The organism is Brachybacterium fresconis (assembly GCF_017876515.1).
Taxonomy (GTDB): Bacteria; Actinomycetota; Actinomycetes; order Actinomycetales; family Dermabacteraceae; genus Brachybacterium; species Brachybacterium fresconis.
Genome location: NZ_JAGIOC010000001.1, coordinates 1,686,451 through 1,700,678 on the forward strand (window position 1 = coordinate 1,686,451; position 14,228 = coordinate 1,700,678).

The window sequence follows — 14,228 nt, forward strand, 5'->3', positions numbered from 1 at the left end:
GGAGGACGATGCCTCCGCCCGGCTCAGCGGCGCTTGCGCAGGGTGAAGAAGGCGGCGATCGCGACGCCCACCACGGCCACCCCGACGATGCCGAGCAGCAGGGGCATCGCCGAGCTCTCGGAGCCGGTGTCCTCGCCGGCAGATGCCTCGGAGGAGGCGTCGTCCTCCGAGGCAGCCCCGCCGGCCCCGTCCTCGGCCGAGCCGCCTGCGTCGGACGCGGTGCTCGAGGCGGATCCCTCCGCGCCCCCGGCGTCGCTCGCCTCGGATCCGCCGCCGTCGCCGGCCGCGGACTCCTCGTCACTCGGAGCCGCCGCGCCGGCGGTGTCCTGCTCGACGTCGAAGGTGAAGCTGCCCTCGATGGGATGGCCGTCGCTGGAGACGACGCGCCACTGGACGGTGTAGGTCCCGGCCGCCAGCGGCTCCTCGAGCTCGGCGGTCACGGTCGGTCCGTCGACGGTGGGCGTCACCTCGGAGACGGTCTCCCCGTCCGCGTCGTCGATCCGCACCACCGGGCTCACCTCGAGGATGTCCGCCGAATAGGTCAGCGTGATCGCCTCGGGCGAGGTCTCGAGCGTCTCGCCGTCGGAGGGATCGGTCTCGATCAGGGTGTCGTGGGCGTGCGCCGGCAGCGGGAGCACCGCCAGGACGGCGAGCGTCAGGGCGGCGGCGAGCGCGAGCAGCGCCGTGGGGCGGGCAGGGCGGCTGGTCAGGGTGGTCACACCAGCAGGCTACGCCAGCTGGTCGGAGCCGATCCTGGAGGGTGAGGGAGGTCGCAGGAGCTCACGGCCGGGGCAGCTCGACAGCGTGGGTGAGCACCGGCAGGGCCTCGCGGGCGGACTCGATCTCGGCGAGGTCGAGGTCGACCAGGAGCATCCCGGGCTCGCGTCCGAGCTCCTGACGGATCTCCCCGAGGGGGCCGACGACGGCGCTCTGACCGATCCCCCGCGGCGTCCGGCCGCAATGCCCGGGCGGCGGGGCCTGGTCGGCCGCGAGGACCACGGCGGTCGAGTCCAGCGCCCGGGCCCCCACGAGCAGCCGCAGCTGCTCGGACTTGGTGGGGCCGTCGCCCCAGGCCATCGGCAGCAGCACGGCGTGCGCTCCGCGACGGGCCAGGGCCGCGAACTGCTCCGGGAAGCGCACGTCGTAGCAGGTGGCGAGGCCGAGGCGGGCGCCGTCGAGGTCGAGCGTGATCAGCTGGTCGCCGGGGGCGACGGTGTCGGACTCCCGCACGCCATAGGCGTCGAAGAGGTGGATCTTGCGGTACTCGGCGCAGACGGAGCCGACTCCCCCGTCGCCGCCCTCCACTCTGCTCCCGGGGTCGCTCTGAGCGCCGCTCCCGGGGCTGCTCCGAGGGCCGCGTGCGATGAGGGTGTTGTGCACCCGAGCGCCGTCGGCCGGGGTGAAGGATCCGGCGACCACCACCAGGCCGTGATCGGTGGCGAGCTCCTGGATCAGCTGGGCGAACTCCTCGTGGTGGGCCTCGGCGGCTGCGCGCAGGTCGGTGCCGAAGGGGGTCAGGGTGGCCTCGGGCAGCAGCACCAGACGGGCGCCGGCGGCGGCCGCGTCCGCCACGGCCCGACGGACGATCCCGGCCGTGGTCCCGTAGTCCTCGCTGACCTCGATCTGGGCCAGGGCGATGCGAGGGCCCGCCGCGCGGCGCACCTGCTCGAGGGCGTCGGGGGTGTCGATGTCGGCCCCTTCCGCTCCGCTGGCCCGATGGGAGACCAGCTCGTCGTCTTCGAGCCGGGCGTACAAGCGCCGCAGGCTGAGATCTGCCCACCCGCCGCCGGGATTCTCGACGTCGGCCAGGGCGCGGCGCAGACGCGCCAGCGGCCAGGCGGCGCAGAGGAACTGGAGGCGGCCGTCCTCTGCGGTCAGCGCGGTGACCTTCTGCCCCGCCCGGCTGGTGGCGGCGAGCGCGGTGAGGGTCTCCCGGCGCAGCATCGGCATGTCGCCGCCGAGCACCAGCACCGTGGTGCTCGGGTCGGCGTCCTCGAGGGCGGCGATCCCTCGCCCGAGCGCGGCCAGCGGCCCGGAGCGCGGCGGGTCCTCGAGGACGAAGCGGGCGTCGTGGCGTGCGGCGAGCGCGTCCCCGTCCGTCCCACCGGGGCCGACGACGATGCGCCGATCTGCCGGGGCGACGCGCAGCACCCGCTCGAGCGCGGTGGCCCCGGCGATGGGCAGCCGCGTCTTGTCCTGCCCGCCCATGCGCGAGGCGGCCCCGCCCGCCAGGATGATCGCGGCGGTGGTGGCGGTTCTCTCGTGCTCCGAGCTCGACATGGAGCGATCCTCCCACGGGCGCTAGGATGTCGGCGGTCCGTGGGGCACCCTGTGTCGTCGTCCGCGGGCCGATCGGCCCCCGTAGCTCAGGGGATAGAGCACCGCTCTCCTAAAGCGGGTGTCGCGCGTTCGATTCGCGCCGGGGGCACTGAGAAGTAGCAGGTCAGAAACTCGCGAGGATGCACAGTCCGACACCTGAACGCATCGGCGGTCCGCACACGCTCCGCACCAGCATTCACGCGCACCCCACGGCGCCGACCCGCGACCCCGTCCACCCTCGCCTCAACGGAGCCTCGCCAGCATGTGGATCTCTGCTCCATCCACACCGGGCTAGTCCCCCTTGCCTTGTGCTTGCCAGGGGGGATAGCGTAATGTGATGGTCAAGCCCCAGAAGTACCGGGACGTCGCGAGATTCCTCCGTTCGCAAGGGTGGCGGCACGTCAGGACCAAAGGCTCACACGAGATGTGGGAGGGCCCACATGGCGAGAAGCAAAGCGTTCCCCACCATTCCCAGGTGTCTGCCGGAGTCGTGCGACAGATCATCGAACGGCTCCCCGGCACGCCGGCCAACTGGAAGTGAGGTTCCCATGACCGTCTACGACGTGACCAGCTACCGGGACGGACCCTGGTGGACCTTCGAGATCCCTGCCCTCACGTCCCCCGCGCCGGCGAAGGGCAGGAACATCGTCGCCATGGGTCAAGCGCGACGCGCCGAGGATGTAGCACGGGAAGCTCGTGACGTGATCGACCTCTGGACAGATGACGGCGATATCGAAGTGCGCGTGCATTACGCACTCCCCGACGGGGTAGAAACCGCTGTGCACAGCGCTGCCGAACGCGAGGAACGAGGTCGGGCTGCGCTGGATGAAGCTGCAGCGCTGCGTCGCAAGGCGGTCCAGGAGCTGCGTTCCCAGGGGCTCAGTCAAGCCGACATCGCAACGCTTCTAGGCCTGTCCCGCCAGAGGGTGCAGCAGCTCTCCGCGGTATGAGGGCCCCCGCAAGGGTCGCTGTTCCTGGCTCGCCCTTGCTTCTGGGCTGCGCACCCGGAGAGGGTGCACTTCTCCTTGTTCCGGACTCTCGGACCCACGCGGTGTCGCCGCCACGGTGAACAGGGTGTCGGGCGCACGACGGGACCGATCTTCGTGTACCGCTCCCCGGGTGCGCGATACCGTGACGGAGTGCCCCACCTCACCTCTGCCCCTGAGTCCTCCGCGCCCACCGACCCTGCCGCACCGACGGCGTTCTCGGACTTCTGCGATATCGACGGCTTCCTGCGGATCCCTCGCCTGACCTCGCTGGCCGCCGGCCCCGACGGCCGCGTGGTCGCGGCGATCCAGGAGGCCGACGAGCACGGCGCGAAGCTCGTCTCCTCCCTCTGGGAGCTCGACCCCGGGGGGAGACAGCCGGCTCGGCGCCTGACCTTCTCCGCCCAGGGCGAGAGCTCCCCGCGCTTCGCCCAGGACGGGTCGTTGCTGTTCAGCTCCGCCCGGCCCGACCCGCAGGGGGAGGCCGAGGAGGACACCTCCGCGATCTGGCGTCTGCCGCGCACCGGCGAGGCCGCCGTCGTCGCCTCCGCCCCGGCCGGGCTGACACTGCTGGCCGTCGCCGAGGACGGCTCGATGCTCGGGGCCACCTCCGTGCTGCCGGGCGGGACCCTCGAGGACGACGCCGAGCGCCGCACCGCCCGCCAGGACGCGAAGCGGACCACCATCTGGCACACCGGCTTGCCGATCCGGCAGTGGGACCACGAGATCGGCGACAGCAGCCGCCGCCTGGTGCTCGTCTCCGAAAGCGGCGACCTCACCGACCTCACCCCGGACGTCGGCACCGTGACCCTGAATACCGCGTCCGCGGACCTCTCCCCCGACGGCGCCACGGTCGCCGCCTCCTGGACCCAGCGCGTGGGCGGCGGGGAGACCCGCAGCTCGATCGTGCTGATCGACACCGCCACGCTGCGCCGCGTCGTGCTGCTGCAGGGCGATGACGAGGCCCAGTACGACAGCCCGCAGTTCTCCCGCGACGGTCGGCACCTGGCCGTGATCCGCTCGACCGCCTCGAGCCCGACGGACACCAGCTACAGCCGCCTGGAGATCCATCCGATCGGCGGCGGCGAGCCGGCCACGGCCCAGCTCGGCGACCTGAGCATCGGCGAGGTGGAGTGGACCACCGACGGCACCCTCCTGGTGGCCGGTGATCTGCACTCCTCCGGGGCGATCCTCGCCATCGATCCGGCGACGGGAGAAGTGCGCACGGTGGCGGGCGACGGGGTCTTCTCCGCTCTCGCCCCGGCGCCCGACGGGTCGCTGTTCGCCCTGCGCAGCGATATCGGGACCCCGGCCCGGCCGTTGCGGATCACGGCTGCAGACGTCGCGGCCGAGCGGTCCGCCGGCGCCGCCCGCGAGCAGTCCGCCCCGGGCGTCCTGCGCGAGCTGCCCGCCCCGGGCGCCGTCGCCGCCCTGCCCGGCACGCTGGAATGGGTGCAGACCGACGTGGACGGGGTCGGCGTCGGCGGTTGGCTGTGCGTACCGGCTTCCGCCTCGGCCGCCTCCCCCGCGCCGGCGATGCTGTGGATCCACGGCGGCCCGCACGGCTCCTACAATGCCTGGAGCTGGCGCTGGTGCCCCTGGCTGGCGGTGGAGCGCGGCTACGCGGTGCTGATGCCGGATCCGGCGATGTCCACCGGCTACGGGGACGCGGGGCTGAACCGCGGCTGGCCGCGCCGGCCCGATGTCGTCTTCCGTGAATGCGAGACGCTCCTCGACGACATGCTGGAGCGTCCGGAGCTCGACGGCACCCGCACCGCGATGCTCGGTGCATCGTTCGGCGGGTTCATGGCGAACTGGATCGCCGGACACACGGACCGCTTCGATGCGATCGTCACGCACGCCGGGCTGTGGGCGCTGGAGCAGCAGCACCGCACCACGGACGCCGCCGCGTCGAAGATGCGCGTGCACCGCCACGAGGACGAGGACCCGGACTGGTATCGCGCCTACTCCCCACATCGCGCCGCCGACTCGATCACCACCCCGATGCTCGTCACCCACGGCAACCGCGACTACCGGGTGCCGATCAGCGAGGCGCTGCGGCTGTGGTGGGACCTGGTCTCGGGGTGGGACGGCCCGCCGCAGACGATGCCGCACCGGTTCCTGCAGCTGACCAGCGAGAACCACTGGGTGCTGACCCCGTCGAACGCCCTGGCCTGGAACCGGGCCGTGCTGGCCTTCTGCGACCAGCACGTCCTCGGCGGCGACCCGATCCCCGAGGTGCTGCCCTGGTGAGCTGTCCGGGCTGACGGGCCCCCTCTGCTGCGGCGCACCCCGGCCTGTCCGCTCCGCCTGCTGAGATTCGGCTCCCTGCGTGAGCTCAATGCCTATACGCCTGTGAGGTCACGCATGATGCCGAAAGTTCGCAGCCACCCCGACCGCCACCCCGGCACCCACCTGCAGCAGCCACCCACCTGCTGCGCGCCCTCGGAAGGATCTCAGCTGAGTCGGTCGCGGAGGATGCCCAGGAACTCGTCGGCCCGTTCGACCTGGAGCGCCAGCTTCTCGCGCCTCGCCCTCGAGTCCTCGAGGGTGGCGTGCAGCTGCGCGCGCGCCGCCTCCTTGTCGTCCCGGGATGCCGGCCCCTCGAGCACATCGAGCAGCTCGAGCAGCTCGCCCATCTCCGTGGTGGAGTATCCCAGGGCTTTCATCCGCCGGATGGTCAGCATCCGGCGCAGGTCGCTCTCGGTGTAGACGCGGAAGCCGCCCTCGGTCCGCCCCGTGGGAGGAATCAGCCCGATCTCCTCGTAGTGGCGCAGGGTGCGTGAGGACAGCCCCGTCCTCTCGGCGAACTCCCCGATGTGCATCCCGGCTCCTTCCCGCTGCTCCTGCTGTGTCCGGCCACATCCTGCGGCTCGCGCTCGGTCCGGCCACATCCTGCGGCTCGGGCTGTGTCCGACCACACCGGACGACGGCTCGCGCCCAACCTTAACGCTCCGTTAAGGTGTTCCCGGAACCTTCCCCCTTCGTCAAGGTTTCGCCATCCCGCCCTCTCCCGAGGAGACGACCGTGTCCGCTGTCCTGACCTCCGACTCGCCGACGCCCCTGGAGCGCCAGAGCGTCCGCCTCACCCTGCGGCGCCCGGGCTGGCTGAAGACGGAGATCCTGGGTGGTCTGGTGGTCGCCCTGGCGCTGATCCCGGAGGCCATCGCCTTCTCGATCATCGCCGGCGTCGATCCCCGCGTCGGCCTGTTCGCCTCCTTCACCATGGCGGTGACCACGGCGATCCTCGGCGGGCGTCCCGCGATGATCTCGGCCGCGACGGGCGCCGTCGCCCTGGTGATCGCCCCGCTGATGGCCTCCCACGGCCTGCAGTACCTGATCGCCGCCGTGATCCTGGCGGGCGTCCTGCAGATCGTGCTCGCGCTGGTCGGGGCGGCACGCCTGATGCGCTTCATCCCGCGCTCGGTGATGGTCGGCTTCGTCAACGCGCTCGCGATCCTCATCTTCCTGGCGCAGGTTCCGGAGCTGCTCGGGGTGCCGTGGCTCGTCTACCCCCTGGTCCTGCTCGCCGGCGTGATCGTGTTCGGGCTGCCGCGGCTGACCACGGCGGTGCCGGCGCCGCTGGTGGCCATCCTCGTGCTCACCGTGCTCGTGGTGGCGTTCGGGTGGGACCACATCCCGAGCGTCGGCGACAAGGGCGCCCTGCCCGAGTCGCTGCCCTCCCTGTTCCTCCCCGACGTCCCCCTGACTCTGGAGACGCTGGAGATCGTGGGGCCGTACGCGCTGGCGATGGCGGTCGTGGGCCTGCTCGAGTCGCTGATGACCGCGAAGCTCGTCGACGACATCACCGACACCCGTTCGAACAAGACCCGCGAAGCGTGGGGCCAGGGCGCGGCGAACATCGTCACCGGGTTCTTCGGCGGCCTGGGCGGCTGCGCGATGATCGGCCAGACCACGATCAACGTGAAGGCCGCCGGCGCCCGCACCCGGATCTCCACCTTCCTGGCCGGGGTGTTCCTGCTGATCCTGGTGGTGACCCTCGGCGACCTGGTGGCCCTGATCCCGATGGCCGCGCTGGTCGCGGTGATGGTCTTCGTATCCTGGGCGACCTTCGACTGGCACTCGATCCGCCCCCGCACCCTCGCCCGGATGCCGAAGTCCGAGACGACGGTCATGCTGGTGACGGTGGTGGCCACGGTCTCGACCGACAATCTGGCGATCGGCGTGGTGCTCGGTGTGCTGGTCGCGATGGTGGCCTTCGCCAACCGGGTCGCCCATTTCGTGCGGGTCGACCGCGCGCTGATCGAGGACACGGACGGCACGGTCACCGCGCGGTACACCGTGCGCGGGGAGCTGTTCTTCGCCTCGTCCAACGACCTGTACACGATGTTCGACTACGCCGGCGATCCCGAGCACGTGGTGATCGACATGCGCGATTCCCACCTGTGGGATGCCTCCACGGTGGCCGCGCTGGACGCGGTCACCGACAAGTACACCCAGCGCGGCACCGAGGTCGACATCGTGGGACTGAACGAGGCCAGCCGTCGCATGCGGGTGCGCCTGACCGGGCTACGCTGAGGACCACCCAGCAGCGGGCCGCGCCCGCCGGGTCCCGACCGGACAGAGGACATATGACTCACCGCACGCGCCGCCCCTTCGACGCCACCTGGCTTCCCTTCGGGATGATCATCGGCTTCGTCGTCGGGATCGGCACCGCGCTCGCGGTCACCGACAATCTGCTGGTGGGCGCGGCGACCGGGTTCCTCATCGGGGTCGCCCTCGGGGTCGCGCTCGGGCTGCGTACGCGCGATCGGTCCACGACCGACGAGGACACCGAGGACGACCGCTACCGCGCCTCGCACGGTGATCCGACACTCCACCGGGACGACGACGAGCGCTGAGCGACGCCGCGCCGTGCCGGACGCCGATCACCGATCGCCGATCACCGATCACCGATCACCGATCACCGATCAACCCTCCCCACGTCATCGCCGTCCACAATTCTTTGAGGTGTCGTACCGCGAAATCCGAGGTCGTGGTGCCATGGTGGTCCTCACCTGGCCAGGACGGGCCAGTGATCATCGTCTGACGTCTCCAGGAGGATCCGATGAAGGTCACCGACACACATGGCACCGCGGCTGGCCACTTCGACTATCTCGAGGCCGAGACCGCGCCGCAGACCGCCCCCGTCGACGGCCATGACCTCCCCGCGGTAGGCACCGACGACCTGGTCGATCTGGTCGAGACGACCGGCTCCCGCCCTGCGGTCATCGGTCCCGTCCGCACCGGCGCCGAGCCTCTCGCCGCACGCAGCGCCTGAGGCGCTCGCCCCGGGTCTGCCATCGCCGTCCCTCGCCCGGGCACGGCCCTCGACACGGAGTCCGGGCCGGGGTCGCCGTGCCCGCGGGCGTGTCCGACGGCGCGGTCAGCTCCGGTCCGGGCGACGAGCAATGGTCACCAGGTGGTCGACCGGCCCGTTCCCCGCCTGCGGGCTGAACGAGAGCTGCTGCTCAGCCCCGCCGTGCAGGGCACGTTGCAGGAAGTCGCGGGCGGCCGCGATCGCCGCGAGGTCGTCTCCCCGCCCGCGGGTCGGACCCCGCTCGTCGGCTGGCCCCCGCTCGTCCGCCGCGCCCAGCTCGTCCGCCGCGTCCTGCGTGGTCGCGAGCCGCCGCAACGGCCCTGCACCAGGATCCCGCGCGACGGCGAGACGGGCGTACTGGGCGGCGATCGCCGCGGAGAGGGTGCACCCGGTGCCATGCGTCCCCCGTGTGCGCACGCGCTCGTCCCGGAGCTGGTCGATCCCCCCGGGATGAGCGACCACGTCGACCATCTCGTCGCCCGCACGATGCCCACCCTTGAGGACCACGACCTCGACGCCGCAGCCGCGCAGCTGCTCGGCCTGCTCGCTCATGGTCTCGAGGTCGTCGGCCTCCGAGACCCCGAGCAGCTGCGCGGCCTCCGGCAGGTTGGGGGTGATCACGTCGGTGAGCGGCAGCAGGCGCTCGCGCAGCAGATCCGTCGCGACATCGGGCAGCAGCACGTCTCCGCTGGTGGCGACCATGACGGGGTCGAGCACGAGGCGGCCGAACGCCTCCCTCCGGCTCTCGATGGTCTCTGCCACGGCGGCGATCACCTCGGCGGAGGCGAGCATCCCGATCTTCGTCGCATCCAGCGGGATGTCGTCGAGCACGCTGGTGATCTGCCGCTGGACGTCCTGCGGGGCGATCGGGATCACGGCCTGCACGCCGAGCGTGTTCTGGGCGGTCAGGGCCGTGATCGCCGAGGTGCCGTAGACGCCGAGGGCGGTGAAGGTCTTCAGGTCGGCCTGGATCCCGGCTCCCCCGCCCGAGTCCGAGCCGGCGATGGTCAGCGAGGTCGGTGGTCGCATGGCGGGGAGCTCCTGGACGGAGGAAGGGGTGGTCGAGGACGGGGTGGTCGCGGATGGGGTGGTCGCGGATGGGGCGGCCGCGCCGGGCGATTCATCCACGACGGCTCCCCTCCTCGAAGGCCGCGAGCAGCTCGGCGGCCGCCCGCTCCGGGTCCGCCGCCGCGGCGATGCGCGAGACGACGCAGACGCCCTCGACGCCCGTCGCGGCCACCTGTCCGGCCAGCACGGCATCGATCCCGCCGATCGCCACGGTGCACGTAAGGTCTCGGCCCTGCGCTCCCGCCGTCCGACGGGCCGCGGCCCACGGCGCGAGGCAGGCGGCGAGGCCGTCGAGGCCGAGCGGCGCGGCCGCGTCGGTCTTGGTGTCGGTGGCGCGGATCGGGCCGATGCCCAGCACGTCGGCCGACCCGTCGGCCAGGGCCTCGTCCACCTGGCCGGGGGTCCCGGTGGACACGCCGATCATGAGGTCGTCCCCGAGGATCTCGCGGGCGCGGGACGGGGGCACGTCGTCCTGCCCCACATGGAGGTGGCAGCGGGTCTGCTCGGCCACGGCGAGCCGGTCGTCGACCACCAGCGGGATCTGTGCCGCGCGGGGCCCGAGTCCTGCCCGCAGCACCTCGCGACACTCGCGGACCAGCGCCACGAGATCGGCATCGGTGGCGTGCTTGTCCCGCAGCTGGATCATGCCCGCCCCGCCGCGGACCGCCGCCACCACCACGGCCGGCACGGCGTCGATCCCGCCGGACAGCTCCGAGTCGGTGACGTGGTAGAGACGCAGGTCAGCGGCGTGCGCCGCGCGCAAGGAGGGCCGGATCATGCCGTCACTCCGGCCGGGTCCTCCTGGATCTGGACCAGGGTCACGACATCCTCGGGGGTGAGGGTGTCCAGGGCGTCGAGCCAGGCGACGGCGAAGGATCCCACGCCGCGGGCCTCGCGGGCGGCGACGGTGCCGGCGGCGCCGAGCAGGGCGTGGGCGGCCAGGACCGCATCGTGCGCGGTGAGGTCGCTGCCGCGGATGGCGCCGAGCAGGGCGGCGCAGACCGCGCCGAGGGAGCAGCCGGTCCCGATCACGCGGGGCAGCAGGGCGTCCCCACTGGTGAGCACCGTGGTGCGGTCGGCGGAGAGGATCGCGTCGCGCTCCCCGGAGACGGCGACGACGGTGCCGCTGCGGCGGGCGAGATCGCGGGCGGCACGCAGGACGTCGTCGACGGAGTCGGTGGCGTCGACGCCGCGGCCGCCCGCGCCGTCACCCGCCAGGGCGGCGATCTCGGAGGCATTGCCGCGGATCGCGGTGGGGCCGAGGGCGAGCAGCTCGTGGGCGAGCGGGGTGCGCACGGGCAGGGAGCCGATGGCGACCGGGTCCAGCACCCACGGCGTGCCGGCCTCCGCGGCCGCGCGGGCCGCGGCGGGCATGGCCGTGGCCTGGTCCGAGGAGACGGTCCCGACGTTGATCAGGACTCCGTCGGCGGCGCCCGCGAAGACGGGAGCCTCCAGGGGGTGATCGACCATCGCCGGGGCGGCGCGGACGGCCAGCAGGACGTCGGCGGTGATCTGCTGGACGACGGTGTTGGTGAGGCACTGGACGAGGGGGCTGCGCTCGCGCAGGACCTCGAGGGCGTGCCGGAGTCGGATGCCGGGCGTGCTGGCAGTCATGGGTGACGATCCCTTCGCAGGTGTGGACCAGGGCAGGTTCGACGGGTGTGCTCTCAGCCGTCACCTCGACGGCACCCCGTGTCACTGGTCGGCGACTCTAGCAGCAGCCCGACGTCGGCCGGTCGTCGCCTCGGGGGCCCCGGACCGCGGACTCGTGGCCCGTCCGTGACCGCTCGGAGGCGCACACTCCTCGTGAATACATGACGCTTCCTTGACCTTTTGTTGACTCTTTGGCACGCTGGTCCGGGTGCCGTCTCGTCGGAGCCGGTTCGTCCGACCGGGCACCCGCACCACAGCCCCGCACAGCGCGGGACCGCAGTCGTCTGTCAGGGGACCGCGGCGCGGCCCGGTCCCGGACCGGCCGCGTCGCGGTGATGGTCAGGTCGCTCACCGACGCTTCCCCGCCCGCATCCGGTCGCCTATCGTGGGACCTGCACCGCCAGCGGACCGGCGGCGCCGCGGCCGGGACGACCCGGTCGCCGGGACCCGACGAGGACGGCCTCGGAACAGGATGCGTCCCATGCCGTCGCTCGACCGCTCCCCCGCTCTCACCGGCCGCGCCCTCGTCGCCGCGATCCTCACCCGCGACGTCCTCGTCCGTCTCGTGCTCGGCTGGGCCTCGGTCGCCGCGCTCGCCGTTCTCGCCCCGGATCCGGGGGCGTCCTCCGGCCCGGTCCTGCTCCTGCTGCTGGCCGCGATCGTGGTGGTCATCGTCGTCGCCGCGGGCGGCGTCGTGCAGCAGGCCGAGGCCCTCGCGCACCGGCTCGGCGACCCCTACGGCACGCTCGTGCTGACACTGTCCATCGTGGTGATCGAGGTGGTGCTGATCGCCGCCGTGATGCTCGGCCCCGGCGAGCACACCACCATCGCCCGGGATTCGGTGATGGCGGTGTCGATGATCATCCTGAACCTGGCGCTCGGGATCTGCCTGCTGGTCGCCGGGATCCGGCACGGCGACCTGCGGCCGAATCGGGTGGGGGCCTCGACCTATCTTGTTCTGCTGGTCGCCCTCGGCGCCCTCGCCTTCGCCCTGCCGGCGCTGATCGGCCGCGGCGGATCCTTCACCGCGGTGCAGGCCGTGGTGATCGTCGTGGCGGCCGTGGGACTCTACGGATTCTTCCTGTGGCGCCAGGCCGGCGCGCAGGCCGGAGACTTCCAGGAGGTCGAGGTGCCCGCCGGCGCCACCTCGTCGGCCCCTTCCGGCCCCGACCCGTCGACCCCCGTCGCCACGACCTCGTCGACCCGCGCCGACGCCGCCCCCCTCCCCCCGGAGTCCGACCCGATCACCCGGGTGCTGGCGACCCATCGCACCGAGCTGCTGGCCCGGACCGCCGTGCTCGTGGCCACCGTGCTGCCGATCGTGCTGCTCTCCCATCACATGGCCTCCCTGCTGGACGAGGGCCTGGCCCGTCTCGGGGCTCCCGCTGCCCTGGGCGGGGTGCTCATCGCGATGATCGTGTTCACGCCGGAGACGATCACCGCGGTGCGGGCGGCGCTGGGCGGGGAGATCCAGCGGGTGGTGAACCTGTGCCATGGCGCGCTGGTCTCGACCTATGCCCTGACGATCCCCACCGTGCTGGTGATCTCGCTGCTCACGGGGCAGCAGGTGGTGCTCGCCGAGTCCGGCGCGAACCTGCTGCTGCTCGGGGCGACCCTTGCGGTCTCGGCGATCTCGGTCGCCGCGGAGCGCGTCACCGCCGTGCACGGCGCCGTCCACCTGCTGTTGTTCGTGCTCTACGCTCTCGCGCTGTTCGCCTGACCTCTCCGCCCGCCGCGGGAGAAGCGGGCACTGCCGCGCGGCGGGCGAGGACCGGGCACTGCCGCGCGGCGGCGAGAACCCGGCTACGCTCGAGGGATGAGTGCGACGACGTCTCAGATCCCCACCGATGCCGGTGACCTGCCCGGGCTGCTCTGGCTCCCCGACGACCTCGACCAGCCGGTGCCCGGCCTGGTGGTGCTGCAGGAGATCTTCGGGCTGTCCGCGTACATGCAGGAGCGCTGCGCAGACCTCGCGGCCCTCGGCTACGCCGTGCTCGCCCCGCAGCTGTTCGCCCGCCTGGACCCGCCGGTGGTGGGCCTGGAGGACGGCGACGACGCCGAGGCCTGGCTCGCCGAGGGCATGGCCCTGACCGAGCGTCTGCCGTGGGAGCGCGCCGAGGCCGACGCCCTCGCCTCCCTGAACGCGCTGCGGGCGCATGGCGCCGTCGACTCCGAACGGGTCGGCGTGCTCGGCTTCTGCTACGGCGGCGGCCTGGCCTTCGCGGCGACCGCCGCCGCAGCGGACGAGGGCCGCGCCCCCTCGGTGCTGGTGAGCTACTACGGCTCGGCGCTGCCCACCCTGCTGGACCGGGCGCCGCAGGTGACCGCACCGAGCCTGCACCACTTCGGCACGGCCGACGCCTTCATCCCCCTCGAGACGGTCCAGCAGATCCGCGAGGCGGTCACCGCCGGCGGCACCCGGGACCAGGTGCGCTTCGAGCTCCACGAAGGCGCCGGGCACGCCTTCGACAACCCGCACCCCTTCCTGCATCACGGCCCCGCGGCCGCGGCCGCCTGGCAGCAGACCGTCGACTTCCTCACCGAGACCCTGCCGACGCGTTCTTGACCAGGCTCAACCGGCCACGGCCGCCCGCCGCCGCGGTACCGGCCGACGTCGGCGCGCAGGTGCCGCGCAGCGGTGACGTGCGCCAGATCATCCCCGAACGCCCTGCGTGCCACGCAATTGCGCACGTGATCGAATAGTTATCTCCAGATTGTCGGACAGTCCGGACATCCGATCGACGGCGCGGGCACATCGCTCGTCATCCCAGGCCATACGGCTTTCCAGAACGCCTCCGCTCTGCTAGGGCCACCTCCTGGGCGTCCCTCGCTCAGGGGTGAACGCCCTGTTCCTGGGCACGGGCCATTTGCCGACGCCCAGA

At 72.5% G+C, this 14,228-nt stretch carries 14 protein-coding genes and 1 tRNA gene; 9 read left to right on the top strand and 6 right to left on the bottom strand.

Going from position 1 to position 14,228, the window contains the following annotated elements; translation table 11 throughout:
• Window positions 1-23: 23 nt before the first annotated feature.
• Complete coding sequence (locus tag JOF44_RS07725) at window positions 24-719, bottom strand: copper resistance protein CopC (RefSeq protein ID WP_209889370.1); 696 nt, start codon at window positions 717-719, stop codon at window positions 24-26.
• A 61-nt stretch (window positions 720-780) separates the two neighbouring features.
• Complete coding sequence (locus JOF44_RS07730; protein WP_209889372.1) at window positions 781-2,280, bottom strand: nitrilase-related carbon-nitrogen hydrolase; 1,500 nt, start codon at window positions 2,278-2,280, stop codon at window positions 781-783.
• A 75-nt stretch (window positions 2,281-2,355) separates the two neighbouring features.
• Between JOF44_RS07730 and JOF44_RS07735 the strand changes: the two genes are divergently transcribed.
• The 4 genes from JOF44_RS07735 to JOF44_RS21105 all read left to right on the top strand — a co-directional run bounded on the left by JOF44_RS07735 (window position 2,356) and on the right by JOF44_RS21105 (window position 5,558).
• Window positions 2,356-2,428: transfer RNA gene (locus tag JOF44_RS07735), tRNA-Arg, on the top strand.
• Between the two features lie 228 nt (window positions 2,429-2,656).
• Window positions 2,657-2,860, top strand: coding sequence for a type II toxin-antitoxin system HicA family toxin (locus JOF44_RS07740; protein WP_209889375.1), 204 nt, complete (start codon window positions 2,657-2,659; stop codon window positions 2,858-2,860).
• 7 nt (window positions 2,861-2,867) lie between these two features.
• Entirely contained in the window at window positions 2,868-3,269 is a 402-nt protein-coding gene (locus JOF44_RS07745) for a hypothetical protein (protein ID WP_209889378.1), read from the top strand.
• A 189-nt stretch (window positions 3,270-3,458) separates the two neighbouring features.
• Complete coding sequence (locus JOF44_RS21105; RefSeq protein WP_209889381.1) at window positions 3,459-5,558, top strand: prolyl oligopeptidase family serine peptidase; 2,100 nt, start codon at window positions 3,459-3,461, stop codon at window positions 5,556-5,558.
• A gap of 203 nt (window positions 5,559-5,761) precedes the next feature.
• On the opposite strand, the gene JOF44_RS07755 is transcribed toward JOF44_RS21105, so the two are convergent.
• Window positions 5,762-6,130 (bottom strand): MerR family transcriptional regulator, encoded by a 369-nt coding sequence (locus JOF44_RS07755; protein WP_209889384.1) that lies wholly within the window; start codon window positions 6,128-6,130, stop codon window positions 5,762-5,764.
• 202 nt (window positions 6,131-6,332) lie between these two features.
• Here JOF44_RS07755 and JOF44_RS07760 point away from each other — a divergent pair, with 202 nt between their 5' ends.
• The 3 genes from JOF44_RS07760 (at window position 6,333) to JOF44_RS07770 (ending at window position 8,586) form a co-directional block, all read left to right on the top strand.
• A complete protein-coding gene (locus tag JOF44_RS07760; protein ID WP_342591699.1) occupies window positions 6,333-7,844 on the top strand; it encodes a SulP family inorganic anion transporter in 1,512 nt (503 codons plus the stop codon).
• A 53-nt stretch (window positions 7,845-7,897) separates the two neighbouring features.
• Complete coding sequence (locus JOF44_RS07765) at window positions 7,898-8,167, top strand: hypothetical protein (protein WP_209889386.1); 270 nt, start codon at window positions 7,898-7,900, stop codon at window positions 8,165-8,167.
• A gap of 206 nt (window positions 8,168-8,373) precedes the next feature.
• Window positions 8,374-8,586 carry a hypothetical protein gene (locus tag JOF44_RS07770; RefSeq protein WP_209889389.1) on the top strand — a complete coding sequence of 71 codons (213 nt, stop codon included), beginning with the start codon at window positions 8,374-8,376 and terminating at the stop codon, window positions 8,584-8,586.
• Window positions 8,587-8,691: 105 nt separating this feature from the next.
• Here JOF44_RS07770 and thiD read toward each other — a convergent pair whose 3' ends face one another.
• Genes thiD through thiM form a run of 3 tightly spaced genes read right to left on the bottom strand, consistent with a single transcriptional unit; the run spans window position 8,692 to window position 11,307 of the window.
• Complete coding sequence (gene thiD / locus JOF44_RS07775; protein ID WP_342591700.1) at window positions 8,692-9,753, bottom strand: bifunctional hydroxymethylpyrimidine kinase/phosphomethylpyrimidine kinase; 1,062 nt, start codon at window positions 9,751-9,753, stop codon at window positions 8,692-8,694.
• The gene (thiE, locus tag JOF44_RS07780; protein WP_209889392.1) at window positions 9,746-10,471 is read right to left on the bottom strand and encodes a thiamine phosphate synthase; all 726 of its coding nucleotides are present in this window, start codon (window positions 10,469-10,471) and stop codon (window positions 9,746-9,748) included. The genes thiD and thiE overlap by 8 nt, the downstream gene beginning before the upstream one ends.
• Window positions 10,468-11,307, bottom strand: a complete 840-nt coding sequence (gene thiM, locus JOF44_RS07785) for a hydroxyethylthiazole kinase (protein ID WP_209889395.1) — start codon at window positions 11,305-11,307, stop codon at window positions 10,468-10,470. The genes thiE and thiM overlap by 4 nt, the downstream gene beginning before the upstream one ends.
• A 520-nt stretch (window positions 11,308-11,827) precedes the next feature.
• Here thiM and JOF44_RS07790 point away from each other — a divergent pair.
• Together JOF44_RS07790 and JOF44_RS07795 are read left to right on the top strand one after the other, a co-directional pair.
• Entirely contained in the window at window positions 11,828-13,066 is a 1,239-nt protein-coding gene (locus tag JOF44_RS07790) for a calcium:cation antiporter (protein WP_209889398.1), read from the top strand.
• A gap of 96 nt (window positions 13,067-13,162) precedes the next feature.
• On the top strand, window positions 13,163-13,912 hold the full coding sequence (locus JOF44_RS07795; RefSeq protein ID WP_209889401.1) for a dienelactone hydrolase family protein: 750 nt from the start codon (window positions 13,163-13,165) through the stop codon (window positions 13,910-13,912).
• Window positions 13,913-14,228: the final 316 nt, after the last annotated feature.